The organism is Cupriavidus sp. WGlv3 (assembly GCF_023952475.1).
In the GTDB taxonomy this organism is placed as follows: Bacteria; Pseudomonadota; Gammaproteobacteria; order Burkholderiales; family Burkholderiaceae; genus Cupriavidus; species Cupriavidus phytorum.
This window is the reverse complement of sequence record NZ_JALHRX010000016.1, coordinates 131,907-147,548: the sequence shown is the minus strand read 5'-3', so window position 1 is coordinate 147,548 and position 15,642 is coordinate 131,907. Positions and strand designations below refer to the sequence as shown.

13 protein-coding genes are annotated in these 15,642 nt (G+C 70.2%); 6 read left to right on the top strand and 7 right to left on the bottom strand.

Going from position 1 to position 15,642, the window contains the following annotated elements; genetic code table 11:
- Nucleotides 1–144 precede the first annotated feature (144 nt).
- From MKD38_RS23350 to MKD38_RS23335, 4 genes are all read right to left on the bottom strand, one after another.
- Nucleotides 145–2,394 (bottom strand): polysaccharide biosynthesis tyrosine autokinase, encoded by a 2,250-nt coding sequence (locus MKD38_RS23350; RefSeq protein ID WP_252680488.1) that lies wholly within the window; start codon nt 2,392–2,394, stop codon nt 145–147.
- Nucleotides 2,391–2,894: a low molecular weight protein-tyrosine-phosphatase gene (locus tag MKD38_RS23345; RefSeq protein WP_252680486.1), complete on the bottom strand. Its 504-nt coding sequence runs from the start codon at nt 2,892–2,894 to the stop codon at nt 2,391–2,393. The genes MKD38_RS23350 and MKD38_RS23345 overlap by 4 nt, the downstream gene beginning before the upstream one ends.
- 3 nt (nt 2,895–2,897) lie before the next feature.
- The gene (locus MKD38_RS23340) at nt 2,898–4,070 is read right to left on the bottom strand and encodes a polysaccharide biosynthesis/export family protein (protein ID WP_252680484.1); all 1,173 of its coding nucleotides are present in this window, start codon (nt 4,068–4,070) and stop codon (nt 2,898–2,900) included.
- A gap of 176 nt (nt 4,071–4,246) precedes the next feature.
- Nucleotides 4,247–4,801 (bottom strand): LbetaH domain-containing protein, encoded by a 555-nt coding sequence (locus MKD38_RS23335; RefSeq protein WP_092314884.1) that lies wholly within the window; start codon nt 4,799–4,801, stop codon nt 4,247–4,249.
- A 236-nt stretch (nt 4,802–5,037) separates the two neighbouring features.
- Here MKD38_RS23335 and MKD38_RS23330 point away from each other — a divergent pair, with 236 nt between their 5' ends.
- Nucleotides 5,038–6,162 carry a glycosyltransferase family 4 protein gene (locus tag MKD38_RS23330; RefSeq protein ID WP_252680482.1) on the top strand — a complete coding sequence of 375 codons (1,125 nt, stop codon included), beginning with the start codon at nt 5,038–5,040 and terminating at the stop codon, nt 6,160–6,162.
- Here MKD38_RS23330 and MKD38_RS23325 read toward each other — a convergent pair.
- Nucleotides 6,159–6,884, bottom strand: a complete 726-nt coding sequence (locus MKD38_RS23325) for a polysaccharide deacetylase family protein (RefSeq protein WP_252680501.1) — start codon at nt 6,882–6,884, stop codon at nt 6,159–6,161. The two genes, MKD38_RS23330 and MKD38_RS23325, sit on opposite strands and share 4 nt — an antisense overlap.
- A 271-nt stretch (nt 6,885–7,155) precedes the next feature.
- On the opposite strand from MKD38_RS23325, the gene MKD38_RS23320 reads away from it, so the two are divergent.
- The 5 genes from MKD38_RS23320 to MKD38_RS23300 all read left to right on the top strand — a co-directional run bounded on the left by MKD38_RS23320 (nt 7,156) and on the right by MKD38_RS23300 (nt 13,481).
- Nucleotides 7,156–8,364, top strand: coding sequence for a glycosyltransferase (locus MKD38_RS23320; RefSeq protein ID WP_252680480.1), 1,209 nt, complete (start codon nt 7,156–7,158; stop codon nt 8,362–8,364).
- Nucleotides 8,361–9,626, top strand: a complete 1,266-nt coding sequence (locus MKD38_RS23315) for a hypothetical protein (protein WP_252680478.1) — start codon at nt 8,361–8,363, stop codon at nt 9,624–9,626. The genes MKD38_RS23320 and MKD38_RS23315 overlap by 4 nt, the downstream gene beginning before the upstream one ends.
- Complete coding sequence (locus MKD38_RS23310; RefSeq protein WP_252680476.1) at nt 9,623–10,813, top strand: glycosyltransferase; 1,191 nt, start codon at nt 9,623–9,625, stop codon at nt 10,811–10,813. The genes MKD38_RS23315 and MKD38_RS23310 overlap by 4 nt, the downstream gene beginning before the upstream one ends.
- Nucleotides 10,807–12,183: a hypothetical protein gene (locus MKD38_RS23305; protein WP_252680474.1), complete on the top strand. Its 1,377-nt coding sequence runs from the start codon at nt 10,807–10,809 to the stop codon at nt 12,181–12,183. The genes MKD38_RS23310 and MKD38_RS23305 overlap by 7 nt, the downstream gene beginning before the upstream one ends.
- A gap of 74 nt (nt 12,184–12,257) precedes the next feature.
- Nucleotides 12,258–13,481, top strand: a complete 1,224-nt coding sequence (locus MKD38_RS23300; RefSeq protein WP_252680472.1) for a glycosyltransferase — start codon at nt 12,258–12,260, stop codon at nt 13,479–13,481.
- A 72-nt stretch (nt 13,482–13,553) separates the two neighbouring features.
- Here the strand turns inward: MKD38_RS23300 and MKD38_RS23295 are convergent, their stop codons facing one another.
- Both MKD38_RS23295 and MKD38_RS23290 read right to left on the bottom strand, forming a co-directional pair.
- Complete coding sequence (locus MKD38_RS23295) at nt 13,554–14,333, bottom strand: class I SAM-dependent methyltransferase (RefSeq protein WP_252680470.1); 780 nt, start codon at nt 14,331–14,333, stop codon at nt 13,554–13,556.
- A 41-nt stretch (nt 14,334–14,374) separates the two neighbouring features.
- Nucleotides 14,375–15,634, bottom strand: a complete 1,260-nt coding sequence (locus MKD38_RS23290; protein WP_252680468.1) for a glycosyltransferase WbuB — start codon at nt 15,632–15,634, stop codon at nt 14,375–14,377.
- Between the last annotated feature and the right edge of the window lie 8 nt (nt 15,635–15,642).

Here is a 15,642-nt window from a genome sequence, read left to right as displayed (position 1 = left end):
TAAACGCGCTTTTTGGTTACTTTTTGGCGCTCGGCCAAAAAGTGACCCGCCCAGGAGGGCGGAACCACGCGGTTCAACAGCCGACAGCATGTCACCAACAGCGACCAACTCAAAAGAATGAGAGCAACAACCAACCCCATGGCCTCAAGCCCTCTTAGAACTAGCCCCCCCATACTGATTCATATACCGATACTTCCCAAAGTGATAATGCGCCCGATACCACCGTCCCTCCACCTTCAGGCCATTGAAAATCACCCCCTTGATATCACTCCCCGCCTGCACGATCGCACGCCGCGTGGCTTTAAGTTCTGATGCCGTGCTGGCATCGGCCCGCGCCACGAGGAACACGGCCCCGGCCTTGGTTGCCAGCACGCCGGCGTCGGATGTGGCCAGCACCGGCGGGGTATCGAGCAGCACCACGTCGTAGCGGTTACGGAGCGTGGCCAGCAGCGTATCCATGCCGCGCGTCTGCAGCAGGTCGGCGGCCAGCGGCGGTTCCGAGCCGGTGGCGATGAAGTCGAGTCCCGGCACCACGTCGCGCTGCAGCACCTGCTCCAGCGGCGTGCCGGTCAGCAGTTCGGTCAGTCCCGGAACGCGCGGCTTGCCGAAATGGTGGTTGAGCCCGCCGCGGCGCAGGTCGGCGTCGACCAGCACCACGCGACGGCCGGCGGTGGCCAGCACCGTGGCGAAGTTGGCCGAGATGAACGACTTGCCCACTTCCGGCGCCGGCCCGGTGATCACCACCACGTTGTTGCTGTCGCTGTTGAGCAGCGCAAACTGCAGCGAGGTGCGGAAGCTGCGCAGGCTTTCCACCGCCGGGTCGTCCGGCAGGCGCCTGGCGAGCAGCTTGTCGATATCGGGCCCGCCGCGCAGGCGCGACTGCGCCGCGCTGTAGGGCACCGTCGCGTACACCGTCATGCCGGTCTCGCGCTCGATCTCGTCCGCGTCGGCGACACCGCCGTCGAACAGCCGGCGCAGCACCACCACCGCGATGCCGGCCAGCAGGCCCAGCAGCACCGAGGCCGCGGCGATCAGCTTGCGGTTGGGCTTGACCGGGCGGATCGGCACCTCGGCCGGGTCCACCAGCCGCGCCGTGCCGATCTTGCTGGCCTTGACCAGCCTGAGTTGCTGCACGTCGTTCAGCAGCGACTGGTACATCTCGGTGCTGACCCGGACATCGCGCATCAGCCGCAGCACGTTCTGCTCGATATCCGGCAGGCGCTGGATCTTGCCGCCGACGGTGCCGATCTCGGCGTTCACATCGGCGATCTGCTTGTCCATGATCTCGATTGCCGGATGGTTGGGCGTGAAGCGCGCAATCAGTTCCTGGCGCCGCTGGCGCAGGTCCGCCAGCTTGGTCTGGGCAGCCACGGACTGCGCCAGCACCAGCCGCGATTCTTCATTCAGGTCGATGGTGCCGCGCTGGTTGCGCATGGCGTTGTAGCGCGACTCGGCGCTTTCCAGCTGCTGCTTGAGCTGCGGCAGCTGCGCTTCCAGGAAGGCCAGCGACTTCTCGGCCTCGGCGGCCTTGCGGCGCAGGTTCTGCTCGACATACTCGTTGCCGATCTCGTTCAGGATGGCGGCGGTCTTCTCGGCCGAAGTGCCCTCCAACGCCACGCCGATCACGCCGCTCTGCTTGCCGCGCTCGGTGATCATCAACTGGCTCTGCAGGTCGGCAATGGCCACTGCGCGCGGCACGCGGGAGACATGGAACACCGCGCCGGGACGGCCTTCGAGCTGGCTCACCTCGATCGTGACCTTGCCGCTGCGGGTCGCCACCGTCAGCGGCACGCCGACGCTGCCTTCGGCCACGGCATCGTCGCTGGCAAAGGCCAGGCGGTACTTGTCGTTACCCATTGCGGTTACCGTGATCAGCCGGCGCTCCATCGCGGGCGGCACCTCCAGGCGCGATACCGCGATCGCTTCGCTGCCCCAGGCATAACCGCCCTTGCCGAACAGCCCCGGCTGCGACAGCTCGCGGTTGAAGCCGGCCACGGCCGCGCCGACTACCGGGAAATAGTATGGCGACGCGGAGATGTCGAGCTGCAGGGCGTCGACCGCCTTGCCTACCACCATGCGCGAGCGCAGCAGCTCGATCTCGGTCGAAGGAGCCGGCCTGGCGTCGTAGACCGGCGACACCGTGGCGGTGGGCTTGTTGGTATTGTTGACGTTGCCGGTGTTCTGGTCTTCTACCTGCACCAGGATGTCGGCGCGGTAGACCGGCTTGGACAGCAACGCGAACAGCAGGCCCACGGCCATCACCGCCGCGGCGACCGCGAGGAAGGTCCAGCGGTAACGGATCAGCACGTCGACATACGAAGTCAGGTCCGACGACGGCTCATCGCCTTCCGCGGCCTGGGCCTCGTAGTCACGCAGGTTCTTGATGTTGCTCATGTTGCCTCCCCGTAGCGGGTTGCCTGTGCTTCGGATTGAATCTGTGCCGTCCATGCCTGCACGCCCTCGCGGATCAGCCCCAGCACGATCAGGAACATCGCCTGCGAGCCGCCGTAGGGATCGGGAATATCCGCCTGCGCGGCCTCGCACAGGCGGAAGGTCTTGCCGCGCGCGCGCGGGAAGCGCTGCTCCAGCCATTCGCGCTGTTCGCTGTCCATCACCAGCACCAGGTCGGCGCCGTCGACCATGTCGTCGTCGAGCTCGCGCGCGCGATGCGCGCCCAGGTCCAGCCCGTCCCTGGCCAGCAGCCGGATCACGCGCGGATCGGCGCCGGCGCCGACCGGCGGCGCCAGCCCGGCCGAGCTGATGCGGCAGTCGGGCAAGGCCTGGCGCAGCAGGTCGGCGGCCATCGGGCTGCGGCAGCGGTTGCCCAGGCACACCACCAGGATCGAGCGGATCATCGCGGCTTCATCGGAAATCAGGGGCGGCGCCTGCAGCATGGCTCAAGGTCGGGTAGCGAGACTGTTGACACCCACCAGCGGGCTCACCACCAGGGTCATGACGCGGCTCCACCGCACCACTTCGCGGGCGTCCACGTAGACCACGTCCTTGGGCTCCAGCTCGAAGCCTTCAGCAATCGCCAGCGCCACCGGCGAGGTGCCGTCGAGGTGGAACACCTTGGGTGCATCGGTGGCGGTCTTGCGGATCACGTAGATCTGCTCGGCGTTGGCGGAGTTGGGGTTCACGCCGCCGGCGTCGCCGAGCGCCTCGTTCAGCGTCATGCGCCCGTTGCGCATCAGCAGCGAGGTCGGCCTGACCACTTCGCCGGTGACGAAGACCTTGCTGTCCTCGCGCTGCTCGACGCGCACGATGTCACCCGAGCGCAGCAGGATGCGTGACGGGTCGACGCCCTTGGCCAGCATCGCGGGAATGTTCACGTACCAGCTGCGCTCGCCACGGGTCACGCGCACGCGGCTGTTGTCGCCGGTGTTGTTGAGCACGCCGCCGGCGCGGTTCAGTGCCTCGACCAGGGTCATCGGCGCGTCGTCGATGGCGAGCATGCCGGGGGTGCGGACCTCGCCGTCGACATAGACGCGCTGGCTGCGGAAGCCCAGCACGCGCACCGTCATCTGCGGGTTGCGCACCACGCGCGAGAGCACGCGCGCCATTTCGTCGCGCACCTGGTTGGCGGTCTTGCCGGAGACCTTCATCACGCCGGCATACGGGAACTGGATGTCGCCATTGGGGCTGACCACATAGCCCGGCATGTTGGAGCCGCCGGTGGACGCGGGGACCTCGAAGCCCGCGCCGATGCTGTAGGTCTGGGTCGGGAACACCAGTTCCGGGTGGTCCCACACCACCACCGAGATGATGTCGCCGGGGCCGATCACGTAGGGCTTGGGCGTGGCGAACAGTTCTTCGACGCGGTCATTGGTGGGCTTGCTCTTCGCACGCAGCTCGCGCACCAGGTCCATGGTGATGGGGGTGATGTCCGGCTTGGCGTCCGGCCCGACGGCGTCGACGTTCGCGGTCGGGCTGAAGTGCATCCCCGGCGACGCGGCGCAGCCGCCCAGCAGCACGGCGGCGCCGAGCACGCACAGGCCGGGCAGCAAGCGCCGGCGCGGCTGGCGGGTGGGGTGGGTGAGGCAAGCGGTGCGGCATTGACTGGTTTCCACGACATTGCTCCTGCACATTGGGACGCGCCTGCGCTGGGACGGCAGGCCCCCGATGCTCCCAGCCTAGGGCGGTGGGTAGCGTGAATCGGTGCGCTCTCGCACACTGCCGCGGGCGCCTTGGGTGGCCTGCCGCGCACTGGTCGAATGCGCCGCGGGGCATGCAGCGCGACGCTGGCTCATGGCTGCGGACGGCGCTGGCCGATGGGCCGCGCGGGCGTGCCGCCATACACCGTCCACGCATCGCGCAGCGGTTTGGTGACCACCGTGCGCGGCGCAATCACCGCGCCTTCGGGCAAGGTCACGCCTGGCGAGATGAACGCTTCGGCGCACACCCACACATGGCGTTCCAGCGTGATCGGCGAGGCGATCAGCTGGAAGGTTTCGCTGTTGTAATCGTGCGAGCCCGTGCACAGGTGCGAGCCTTGTGACACGATGGCGTAGTCGCCGAGCGTGATCGGACTGATGTTGTAGAGGGTCACGCCGTCGGCGACGGCGGTGTGCTCGCCCATCACCAGGTTCCACGGCGCCCAGATCCGCGCTGCGGGGTAGACCCGCGCATCGCGGCCGAGGCGTGCGCCGAACAGCCGCAGCAACGCGGCGCGCCAGGCATGCATCGGGCGCAGGCTGGGGCGGAACAGCCACAGCCATACCCAGTTCCATAGCTGCCGACGCACACGGTTGGACAGCGAAAACGACGGGCCGGAGGTGCGGTGGGTGTGCTGAATGATCATATGGAGCGTTCCCGGGACGGCAGGCATTGCGGCGATGCTCGCGCGAAGCCGTGCCGTGCATCGGTGCGCCGCGCCACAGAAGCCGGGCGAGAGACCGTCGGACTTGCCGCGGCCGCCATCACGCTCCACGCAGGTGCGCCAGCGCACGGAGCGGCACCCGGCGCTGGCGCATGCTGCAGGCAGGACACAGCGTGCACAGACGTGCTTGCCCGCTGCGCCACCGGAGCCATGACGCGATGATGCAACCCTTGCAGCTGCGCGAGACCCCTGCGCCGCTGCCCAGTATCCTGATCTACAGTGCCCCCTTCCATCCGTTGATCGGCGGCATGGAGCGGTTCGCCGAGGAGTTGGCGAGCGGGCTGACGGAACTGGGCTATCCCGTCGAGGTGGCCACGCGCACGCCGGCCGCGCCGGGCGACACCACCCCCTTCCCGTTCGCCGTGACCCGGGTCAGCGGCAAGCTGCAGCTGGCGCGCGCCATGCTGCGCCACCGGCGCGTGCTGTTCGTCGGCCTGACCTTTTACGACGTGATGCTGGCCAGCGCGCTGCGCCGGCGTATCGTGCTGACGCACCACGGCCCCTACGTGGTCCATGGCCACAAGCGCGGCACCTGGACCGGTCCGATCAAGCGCTGGCTGTCGCGCTTTTACGACGGCATCTGCGTCAGCCACTACCTGGCCGGCTGGCTGCCGGGCCCGCCGCTGGTGATCCACAACGGCTATCGCGACGAACTGTTCGCGGCGGCGCCGCCAGCTGACGCGCGGCCGCCGGGAAGCTTCATCTTCGTCGGGCGGCTGGTATCCGAAAAAGGCGTGGACGTGCTGGTGCGCAGCTTCGCGCGCCTGCACGCTCACCACCCGCATGCGCGCCTGACCATCGTCGGTGACGGGCCCGAGCGCGAGGCCCTGGCGCGGCTGGCCGACGGGCTTGGCTGTGCGGCCGCGGTGCACTTTGCCGGCTGCCGGTGCGCCGCCGGCGTGGCGGCGCTGCTGGGTCGGCATCGATGCCTGGTGGCGCCGTCGCTGGGTTATGAGTCGTTTGGCATCGTCGCGCTGGAAGGCCTGGCGGCGGGCTGCGAAGTGATCGTCAGCCAGCGCGGCGGCCTGCCCGAAGCGGTCGGCGACTTCGGCTGGGTGGTCGAGCCGGCGCCCGGGCCGCTGCATGCGGCCATGGCCGCCGTGCTGGCCGGCGCGTCGCGCCGGGACGAAGCCGGCACGCGCCAGTTCCTGCGCGAGCATGAACGCAAGGCGGTGGCGCAGCGCTATGCCGAGGCCATCGCGCGCTTCACGCAGCATCCCAGCGAGCCGCGCGAGCCCGTACCGTTCAACACCGAGCAGCAGGGTTCAGAAGCGGGCCGCTAGGCTTCGCGCCAGCGGTCTTCGTGCGCGGTCAGGCATTTGCGCAGGAAGCCGAGCATGCCGGTGGCGCAGTAGACGCTCACGCGGGGCAGGCCGAACGGGTCGTCGCTGGCGCAGGCCAGCCCGCGCGCCGTGATGGTGGCGTTGGCGTAGCCGGCCTCGCGCACCATTTCCCGGTGCGCGGCATCCTGGCTGCCGTAGGGATAGCAGAAGGCCGTCACCGGCACGCCTAGCCACTGTTCCAGCTCGTCCTTGGACGCGGCGATCTGCCGGCGCGCCTCGTGCGGCGCCATGCGGCGCAGGTCGACATGGTCCAGCGTATGCGAGCCGACCTCATGGCCGCCCTGGTGCCATGCGCGCATCTGCGCCACGCTCATCAGCGCCGCCGGGCGGATGCCCAGGTCGCGGTCCCAGACATTGCTGCCCGACAGCTGGCGCGAGACAAAGTAATTGGTGGCGGTGAAGCCGAGCGCGTCCAGCGCGGGCATGGCGTGCTCGAACACGTTGCGGAAGCCGTCGTCGAAGGTGATGCCGAACACCTTGCCGCTGCGCTCGCCGTGCAGGTACGGCATCAGGTCGCGCATGCTCAGGCCGCGATAGCCAAGCCGGTGCATCAGCCGCATCTGGCGGCGAAAGCGCGCGGGCGGCACCCACAGCCCGCGCCCGGGCGAGCGGCGTGGCGGCGGCGCGTCGATCTGGTGGTACATCAGGATCGGAATCGGCATGGCAGGGATCAGGTGCGCGCCATGCGGATGGCGCCGGTGCAGGCCATTCTGGTGCGCTGCGGGGGCCGGCTCGGTGCGCTGGTCCACATTGGCCTGGCGGCGCCGGCACGGGCCGGCGCGGGTGTGTGGCAGCGAACAGAGGCCGCGGCCGCGCTGGCTCATGCTGCGGGCACGAGGACGTATGGCCCCGCTTGCCAATGGCGCCAGCCGGGGGACCAGTGCCAGGCACACAGCGGGCACGACGCGCGCATTCCGGAGATCGCACTGCACCATGAAATTGCTGCACGTCATACCCTCCATCGACCCCGCCGGGGGCGGGCCCATCGAAGGCATCCGCCAATTGCGCCAGCCGCTGCGCGAACGCGGCGCCGAGATCGACGTCTGCTGCGGCGATGCCCCCGACGCACCGTTCGTGCGCGCCAGCGAGATGAACGTGGTCGCACTGGGCCCGACCTCGAGCAAATACGGCTTCAATCCCGGGATGCTGGCGTGGCTGCGCACCCATGCGGCCGACTACGACGCAGTGCTGGTCGAAGGCCTGTGGCAGTTCCATGCGCTCGCCACCTGCCTCGCGCTGCGCGGCAGCGAGGTGCCGTACTTCGTCTATACCCACGGCATGCTCGATCCGTGGTTCCGCGAACGCTATCCGCTCAAGCACGTCAAGAAGAGCCTGTACTGGCTGCTGGGTGACTACTGGGTGCTGCGCGGCGCGCGCGCGGTGCTGTTCACCTGCGAGGAAGAGCAGCGGCGTTCGCGCAACGCGTTCTGGCCCTATCGCTGCCGCGAGCTGGTGGCCGGATACGGCACCGCGCAACCACCCACCGCGGCTGTGCCGTTGCGCGAGGGCTTCCTCGCCGCGTTTCCGGCACTGCGCGGCAAGCGCATCGTGCTGTTCCTGGGGCGTATACACGAGAAGAAGGGCTGCGACCTGCTGGTCGAAGCCTTTGCCGGCGTGGCCGATGCCGACCCGCGGCTGCAGCTGGTGCTGGCAGGGCCGGTGGAGGCGGCGCTGCGCGAGCGGCTGGTGCGCCAGGCCGAACGCCTTGGGCTGGCGCAGCGGCTCAGCTGGACCGGCATGCTGTCGGGCGACCTGAAGTGGGGCGCCTATCACGCGGCCGAAGTCTTCACCCTGCCGTCGCACCAGGAGAACTTTGGCGTGGCCGTGGCCGAGGCGCTGGGCTGCGGCGTGCCGGTGCTGATTTCGGACAAGGTCAATATCTGGCGCGAAATCGTTGCCGATGGCGCCGGACTGGCCGGCGCCGATACTGCAGAGGGCACCGGCGCGTGCCTGCGCCAGTGGCTGCAGGCCGATCCCAGCGCGCAGGCGCGCATGCGGGGGCAGGCGCAAGCTTGCTTCCAGCGACGCTTCGAGGTGCGCCAGAGCGCGCAGCGGCTGCTGGACATCCTGAGCGAGCGGCCGGTGCTGGCGCCGGCCGCCGATGCCGCCGCCACCAGCGTCACGCCGGGCGGCACGCCATGAAAGCGCTGCGCATCTTCGTCTTCGCGGTGCTGTCGCAGGGACTCGGCGCCATCACCGGCCTGCTGCTGGCGCACTGGCTCAGCGTCGGCGACTACGCGATCTATACCGTCACCGGCGCCATCGTCGGCGCCATGTCGATCGTCACCAAGGGCGGCATCCATTTCGGGCTGAATGCCATCCTGGGGCGCACCTGGCCCGACCGCGAGCGCGCGGCGCAGGCTACGCGCGCCGCGCTGGCGCAGCGCAAGCGGATCTCGGCCTTCCTGCTGCCGCCGCTGCTGATCGTCGCCGGCGTGCTGATGTACCGCAACCACGCGTCGCTGGCGTTGATTGCCGCCTTGCTGCTGACGCTGCTGACGATGTGGTATTTCGACATGCAATCGCGCGTGGTGGACCAGGTGCTGCTGTTCGCCAACCGCGCGCCGGCGCTACAGGTGCTCGATGCCGGCCTGTCGGGGGCGCGGCTGCTGCTGTCATGGGGCGTCTACGTGCTGGGGCTGCAGAGCGCGCTGGCCGCCAGCCTGGTCAACACGCTCTTCGCCGGCCTGCGCGTGCCGTTCGTGCGCCGCTGGCTGCGCCGCGAACTGCCGGCGCAGGCGGCCGAGCCGGTGGCCGAGGACCAGCGCTCGATCCGCGCCATCACGCGCCGCCAGATTCCCATGGATGCGTTCTATTGCCTGCAGTCGCAGTTCGCCTTCGCCATCGTCGCGTTCTACGGCGCCGTCAGCCAGACCGCGGCGATTGGCGCGCTGTCGCGCATCGGCCAGTTGCTGGTACCGGTCAGCATCGTGGTGGGCGCCTATGTCGTGCCGCGCTTCGCGCAGGCGCGCGAGCACGTGCTGCGCCAGTACCTGGGCTGGCTGCTGCTGGGTTCGCTGCCGGCCGGCACGCTGGTGCTGCTGGCCTGGCTGTGGCCCGAGCTGCTGCTGCGCCTGGTCGGCGCCAACTACGCCGGCCTGACTTCCGAACTGGTGATCGCCTGCCTGGGCGCCGGCGCCTACAGCATTGCCGGCGTGGCCTGGGAACTGCTGGCCAACCGCGGCCTGAACCACTTCAACTACATGCAGGTGCCGGTGGTGATCGCCTGGTGCCTGGTCGCGCCCCACCTGCTCGACCTGTCCACGCTGCGCGGCGTGCTGTGGTTCGAGGCCGGCCTGGCTTCCGGGCTTGGCGCCGCGGTGCTGTGCGAGCTGGCGGGCGCGATCCGCGCCGGGCGGCTGCTGCCGCCGCCGGTGCTGAGCGTCGACGGGGGCCGCCCATGAAGGTCCTGGTCACCCACCCCGGCCTGCAGCATTCGCACCAGATGGCGCAGGCGCTCCACGAGCAGGGGCTGCTGTGCCAGTACTGGTCCGGCGTGCCGGTGCGCGGGCCGGGCGAGCCGGTGCCGTGGTGGCTGCCGCCCGCGCTCGGCGCCAAGGTGCGCGAGGTCGGTATCCCGCAGGCGCTGCGCCGCCATCCGCTGTGCTTTCCGGCCATGCTCAAGCTCGGGCTGCATCGCCGCGTCGGACTCAACCGCTATCTGCGCATGTCGCAGTCGGCCTATGCGCACCGTGTGTTCCACCTGTTCGATGCCTGGGCGGCGCGACGCGTCGAGGCGCTGCGCCCCGACGTGGTGGTGGCCTACGAGAATTCGGCGATGCAGACCTTCGAGGCGGCGCGCCGTATCGGCGCGCGCTGCGTGCTCGACGCGCCGGCGGTGCATCGCGCCACTGCGGCGGCCCTGCTGGGGCTGCAGCCCGACCCCTACCTGGCCTGCATCGACGCGCGCAAGGACCGCGAGGTGGAGCTGGCGGACCTGGTCATCACCTGCTCCGAATTCGCCGCCCAGACCTACACGCAGGCCGGCGTGCCGGACGCCAAGCTCAGGCCGATCCTGCTCGGCGCCAGCCTGCCCGGCAACGTGCAGCGCCGGCGCACGCGCGCCGGCACGCGCTTCCTGTACGCCGGCGGGCTGACCACGCTCAAGGCGGTCGACCTGCTGCAGCAGGCCTTCGCCATGGTGCGCGCGCGCGTGCCCGAGGCCGAGCTCGCGGTGGCCGGCGGTGGCGCCGAGCCCGCGCTGGCCGCAGCACTGGCGTCGACCCCCGGGGTCACGCTGCTTGGCGCACTGCCGCAGTCGGCGCTGTACCAGGAGCTGGCCGACGCCGATTGCCTGGTGCTGCCGTCGCGCTTCGATTCGTTCGGCATGGTGGTGGCCGAGGCGCTTGCCTGCGGCACACCGGCGCTGGTGTCGGAGCGGGTCGGGGCCAAGGAGATCCTGCAGGAATTCCCGCGCGCGGGCTGGGTCGTCCAGGTCAGCGCGCAATCCTTGTATGACCGCATGCTGGAGCTTGCCACGGTGCGCGCCAGCCTGGACGAGGCGCGCCCGTACGCGAGCCTGGCCGGGGAGAAGTACACCTGGGCCAGGTATCGCCGCGCCGCGGTCGCAACCATCGCGACGCTATGCTGAGCCACTCCGCCGCACCCCTGGCGCCGCCGGCGCGCTCGCGCATCCGCCGGCAGGCCCGCACCACCTTCGGCACCGTGTTCCTGCTGGTGTTCCTGGTGGCCGTCCTGGAAGGCGCGGCGCGCAAGTGGATAGCGGGTTCGCTGAGCCTGCCGCTGGTGCTGCTGCGCGACCTGCTGGCGGTCTATGGCGTCTACTACGCCATGCGCTATGGCGGCTTTACGCCGGCGCGGCCGGCGATGCGGCTGCTGCTGCTGTGGAGCGCGCTGGTGCTGGCGTGGGGGCTGGTGCAGACCATCGCCGGCGACGGCACCCTCGCCATCATGCTGGTCGGGCTGCGCTTCTGGCTGCTCTATGTGTGGTTCGGCGTGGCCGCGGCGCTGATGCTCGAGCCCGAGGACGTTGCCGCGATCTGCAAGACCACGCTGGTGCTGATGGTGCTGATGGCGCCGCTGGTGGTGATGCAGCACTTCCTGCCGCCCGGCAGCTTCCTGAACCGGCAGGTCGACGGCGACGAAGACCGGGTTTTCATGATGGTCGGCGACATCGTGCGCACCACTGGCACGTTCTCGTTCACGCTGGGCTACACCACCTTCCTGGCGATCACCATGCCGATCGCATTGCAATACGTGCTTGGCGGCGACGGCAAGCGGCACTGGCTGTATGCGCTGGTGGTGCTGGGCAGCCTGCTGGTCAGCGTGCTGGTCAGCGGTTCGCGCGCCACCGTGCTGCTGCTGCCGGGCCTGTTCGCGGTGGCGGCGCTGTGCACCCTGATGTTCGGGCGCGCCGTGGCCAAGCGCCGCGTGCTGGTCTGGGTCGGCGCGGCGGTGCTGATGGGAGCCGTCGGCATGGTGGTGTTCAGCGAGTCCGTCGAAAGCACGGTGCAGCGCTTCCACGATGCCGCGGAAGACGAAGACTTCGGCGACCGCGTCGGCACCATGTTCCTGGGCGAGAGCGAGGCCTATGCCAGGCCGACCCTGCTGGGCGCGGGGCTCGGGCGCGGCAGCAACCTGGCCAGCTACCTCGAGCGCGGCGAAATCACCTTCATGCTGTCCGAGACCGAGACCGGGCGCACCATCGAGGAGGCCGGCCTGCTGGGCTACCTGTACGTGGCGCTGAAGTTCGCCGTGTGCGGGGCCGGCATGTGGCTTGCGATCGGCGCGGCGCGTCGCAGCGGCAACTGCTTTGCCATCCTGCTGTGGCTGGTGAGCACGCTGTGCCTGCTGACGTGGTCGCTGATCGGCCAGCTGACCGCCAACGTGCTGGGCTTTCTCTTTGTCGGCTTCACCATGGCGGTCACGCGGCTGGAGCGGCAGGGGCGGCTGGCGGGCGCGAACAAGCGCGCGCGGCCGCGGCGACGACACCCGCGCTAGCGGCAGGCGGCGAGCCACGCAACCTACTGGGCATCCCCACCGGGCATCCACATCGATCCGCGAAGAAAAGCAATATGAGGCTCATCCTGTTCGGTCATCCCGTCTTTTTCGGCAGCCACAGCATGGACCGCTTCGCGGCCATGATCGTCGAGGGCATGCGCGAGCGCGGCCACGAGGCCCAGCTGTGGACCCCGCCCGCCGTGCTGGTGCGGCTGTCGACGCGCCCCGGTCTGCGCAAGTGGCTCGGCTACGTCGACCAGTACATGCTGTTCCCAGCGTGGGCCTGGTGGCGGCTGCGGCGCGAGGGCGCGGGCGCGCTGGTGGTGCTGACCGACCATTCGCTCGGCATGTGGATGTGGCTGCTGCACCGGCGCCCGCATGTGATCCACTGTCACGACTTCATCGCGCAGCGCACCGCCGCAGGCGAGTTTCCCGGGCGCCAGCTGTCGGCCAGCGGGCGGCTCTACCAGGCGCTGATCCTGCGCGGCATCGGGCTGGGGCGGAACTTTGTCGCGGTGTCGGAGAAGACCGCGCACGACCTGCTGCGCCTGCATCCGGGCCCGACGCCGCGCGTGCGGGTGGTGCACAACGGCCTCAACTACCCGTTCCGCCCGCTCGCGCCGGATGTCGCCAAGCGCCGGCTGCGCGCCGCCGGCATCGACAAAATCGAGCCCGGCATGCTGGTCCATATCGGCGGCAACCAGTGGTACAAGAACCGCGAAGGCGTGCTGGCGCTGTACCTGGCCTATTGCGAGGCCAGCCATGCGGGCGGCGGCACCGGTGCCGCCGCGGCGCCGCGCCCGCTGTGGATGATCGGCCCCGAGCCGACCCCCGCCATGCGCGAGCTGGCCGCCAGCGCGGAGCGGCTGGGCGGCAAGGTGCGCTTCCTGGAGGGCATGTCCACCGCGGCCGTGCACGCCGCCTATGCGCTTGCCGCGGTGCTGCTGTTCCCGAGCCTGGAAGAGGGCTTCGGCTGGCCCGTGATCGAGGCCATGGCGTGCGGCATCCCGGTGCTGACCACGGCGCGGGCGCCGATGCAGGAGATCGGCGGCGGGCTGGCGCTGCTGATGGAGCCGATGGAACCGGACCAGGCGCAGGCCTGGGCCCGGTGCAACGTGGGCGTGCTGCTGGAGTTGCTGTCGTGGCCGCAGGCGCGGCTCGACCAGCTCTGCGCCGACTCGCTGGCGTGGGTGCGGCATTTCTCCGCGGAACGCGCGCTGGACCAGTACGAGGCCATCTACCTGGCCGCGCTGGCCCCGGCCTCGGCCACTGCGACGGCGGAGGCCGAGGCCAGCTGAGACCCGTCGGGATCAGGAAAGACCGGAGGGGGGGGCAGGCCCGCACAACGCAATCGTTGCGCGGGCGCCGGCTCAATGCAGGGTGTAGGCGACGGTCTGGATCACGCCCGCGCCTTCGCGCACCGCGCACAGCACGCGGCTGTGCACCGGCTTCAGGTTGAACGGCGGCGCGGTCAAGACCACGCCGCTCGGCACCATGCGCGCCAGCCGCGTCGAGGCCCCCAGCCGCTTCTTGGCGTTGGGCGGAAAGTCCGGCGCCAGCGGCAGGTGTTCGGTCAGCACCAGCACCTGGTAGCGGTGCAGCTTGGCCAGCACGCGCGCGATCCTGTCGTTGTCCAGGTGCTGCAGCACCTGACGCAGGAACACCACGTCGCCGGCGGGCAGCTCGTCGCCGGCAATGTCGAGGCAGCGGAAATCCACGTCGAGATGGGCGTAGCGCGCACGGTTGGACGCGATCAGCGGCGCCACCACGTCGCAGGCCACATAGCGCCCGCAGGCCGGGCGGATGTGGCTGCCGATATGGAAGTCGCCGCAGCCCAGGTCGACCACGTCGGGCTTGCGCGGCAGCTCGCGCAGCAGCGCGGTGACCGCCTCGGCATAGGGCTCGACGATGCGCGGATCGTGCGAGCCGGTGCCGCTGAAGAAGCCCGGCTCGTCGGCCTCGCCCCACAGGCTGCTGTGGTAGACGTCCGAGAACACTTCGCCCGGCGGCTTGGCGCCGTAGCTTGCGTCATGCTGCTGCTCGCGGCGCACGTGGTAGTAGTTGCGCAGCCAGGCGGGCACCAGGGGTTTGATGGTTTGCATCAGGCGTTGCACCAGCGCGGGGTGCGTGGTCGCGGTCTCAGGACTCATGGCGGGTTCCCCCTTGGGCGTTGCGTTAGCCGCGGCGGCGCTCAGGCCACCGCGGAGGCGTCTTGCGCGGCAGGCGGCGATACCAGTGCCTGCAGTGCGGATTCCAGTTGCGCCAGCACCGCGTCGCGGCCGAGATGGGCTTCGGCCCAGGCGCGGCCCGCGGCGGCATGCATGGCGCGCCGCTGCGGCTGGCAGGCGAGGGTGGCAATGGCGTGCGCCAGCGCGCTGGCGTCGCCGGGCGGTACCAGCACGCCCACGCGCGCCACCAGGCGGCCCAGCTCGGTATCGGGCTGCGCGGTGGCAATGACCGCGCGCCGGCTCGCCAGCATGCCGGTGAGCTTGGACGGCATCACCAGGTCGGCGGCATCGGCGCGCTGCGGCAGCAGGTGCATGTCCGCGGCCGCCATCATGGCGTGGAACTGCGCCTGCGGCTGCAGCGGCAGGAAATGCACGCGCGCCAGGCCGGCGCAGCGTGCCTGCAGCGCGGCGCGGCCGCTGCCGTCGCCGCACAGCACCATGTGGATGCGCGGGTGGCCCTGCAGCGCCTGCGCGGCATCGGCCAGCACTTCCAGGCCCTGCTTGTTGCCCATGTTGCCGGCGTACAGCGCGACCACTGCATCGGCGGGTATGCCCAGGCCGTGCCGGAACGCCGGCGCCGCGTCGGCCGGGGCCTCGTGCAGGTCGGCCCAGTTGGGCAGCAGCTGCAGGCGCGCGGGGCTGACGCCCTTGGCGCGCAGCGCGTCCGCCATCGCCTGCGAGATGGTGGAGACGCGGTGGTAGCGCGTGGTCAGCGCGCGCTCCATGCGCGTGGCCAGGCGGCGCAGCAGCGGATGGCGCAACACGCCCAGCGCGAATGCCGCATCGACCTCGAGATCCTGCACATGCAGCCAGGTGCGGGCGCGCGTGCAGCTGCCTAGCAGCAGCGCCGCCGGGCTGCACATCAGCGTGGGCTCGACCGCGAAGATCACGTCAGGGCGCCAGCGCAGCTGCGCCGCCATGCACGGCACGCTGCTCAGCGCAAAGCTCATCAGGTGCAGGATGCGCAGCAGTCCGGAGGGTTTACGCGGCACCCACAGCGGCGCGCGGTAGACCGTTACGCCGCCGTGCCCCTCGCTCGCATGGCGCGCATAGCGCCACGCGCTGTAGCCGTCGCTGACGCGCCACGCGGGGTAGTACGGCGGGGCGCAGACCACGCGCACCTCGTGCCCGCGCGCGGCCAGCCATTGCGCCTGCTCGCCGGTGTACTTGCCGATGCCGGTCAGTTCGGGCGCGTAGTTCTGGCAGTAGATCAGGATCTTCATGGCCGCTC

Coding starts and splice junctions, on each gene's coding strand:
- MKD38_RS23350 (WP_252680488.1), bottom strand. CDS start 2,394: ATGAGCAACATCAAGAACCTGCGTGACTACGAGGCCCAGGCCGCGGAA.
- MKD38_RS23345 (WP_252680486.1), bottom strand. CDS start 2,894: ATGCTGCAGGCGCCGCCCCTGATTTCCGATGAAGCCGCGATGATCCGC.
- MKD38_RS23335 (WP_092314884.1), bottom strand. CDS start 4,801: ATGATCATTCAGCACACCCACCGCACCTCCGGCCCGTCGTTTTCGCTG.
- MKD38_RS23330 (WP_252680482.1), top strand. CDS start 5,038: ATGATGCAACCCTTGCAGCTGCGCGAGACCCCTGCGCCGCTGCCCAGT.
- MKD38_RS23325 (WP_252680501.1), bottom strand. CDS start 6,884: ATGCCGATTCCGATCCTGATGTACCACCAGATCGACGCGCCGCCGCCA.
- MKD38_RS23320 (WP_252680480.1), top strand. CDS start 7,156: ATGAAATTGCTGCACGTCATACCCTCCATCGACCCCGCCGGGGGCGGG.
- MKD38_RS23315 (WP_252680478.1), top strand. CDS start 8,361: ATGAAAGCGCTGCGCATCTTCGTCTTCGCGGTGCTGTCGCAGGGACTC.
- MKD38_RS23310 (WP_252680476.1), top strand. CDS start 9,623: ATGAAGGTCCTGGTCACCCACCCCGGCCTGCAGCATTCGCACCAGATG.
- MKD38_RS23305 (WP_252680474.1), top strand. CDS start 10,807: ATGCTGAGCCACTCCGCCGCACCCCTGGCGCCGCCGGCGCGCTCGCGC.
- MKD38_RS23300 (WP_252680472.1), top strand. CDS start 12,258: ATGAGGCTCATCCTGTTCGGTCATCCCGTCTTTTTCGGCAGCCACAGC.
- MKD38_RS23295 (WP_252680470.1), bottom strand. CDS start 14,333: ATGAGTCCTGAGACCGCGACCACGCACCCCGCGCTGGTGCAACGCCTG.
- MKD38_RS23290 (WP_252680468.1), bottom strand. CDS start 15,634: ATGAAGATCCTGATCTACTGCCAGAACTACGCGCCCGAACTGACCGGC.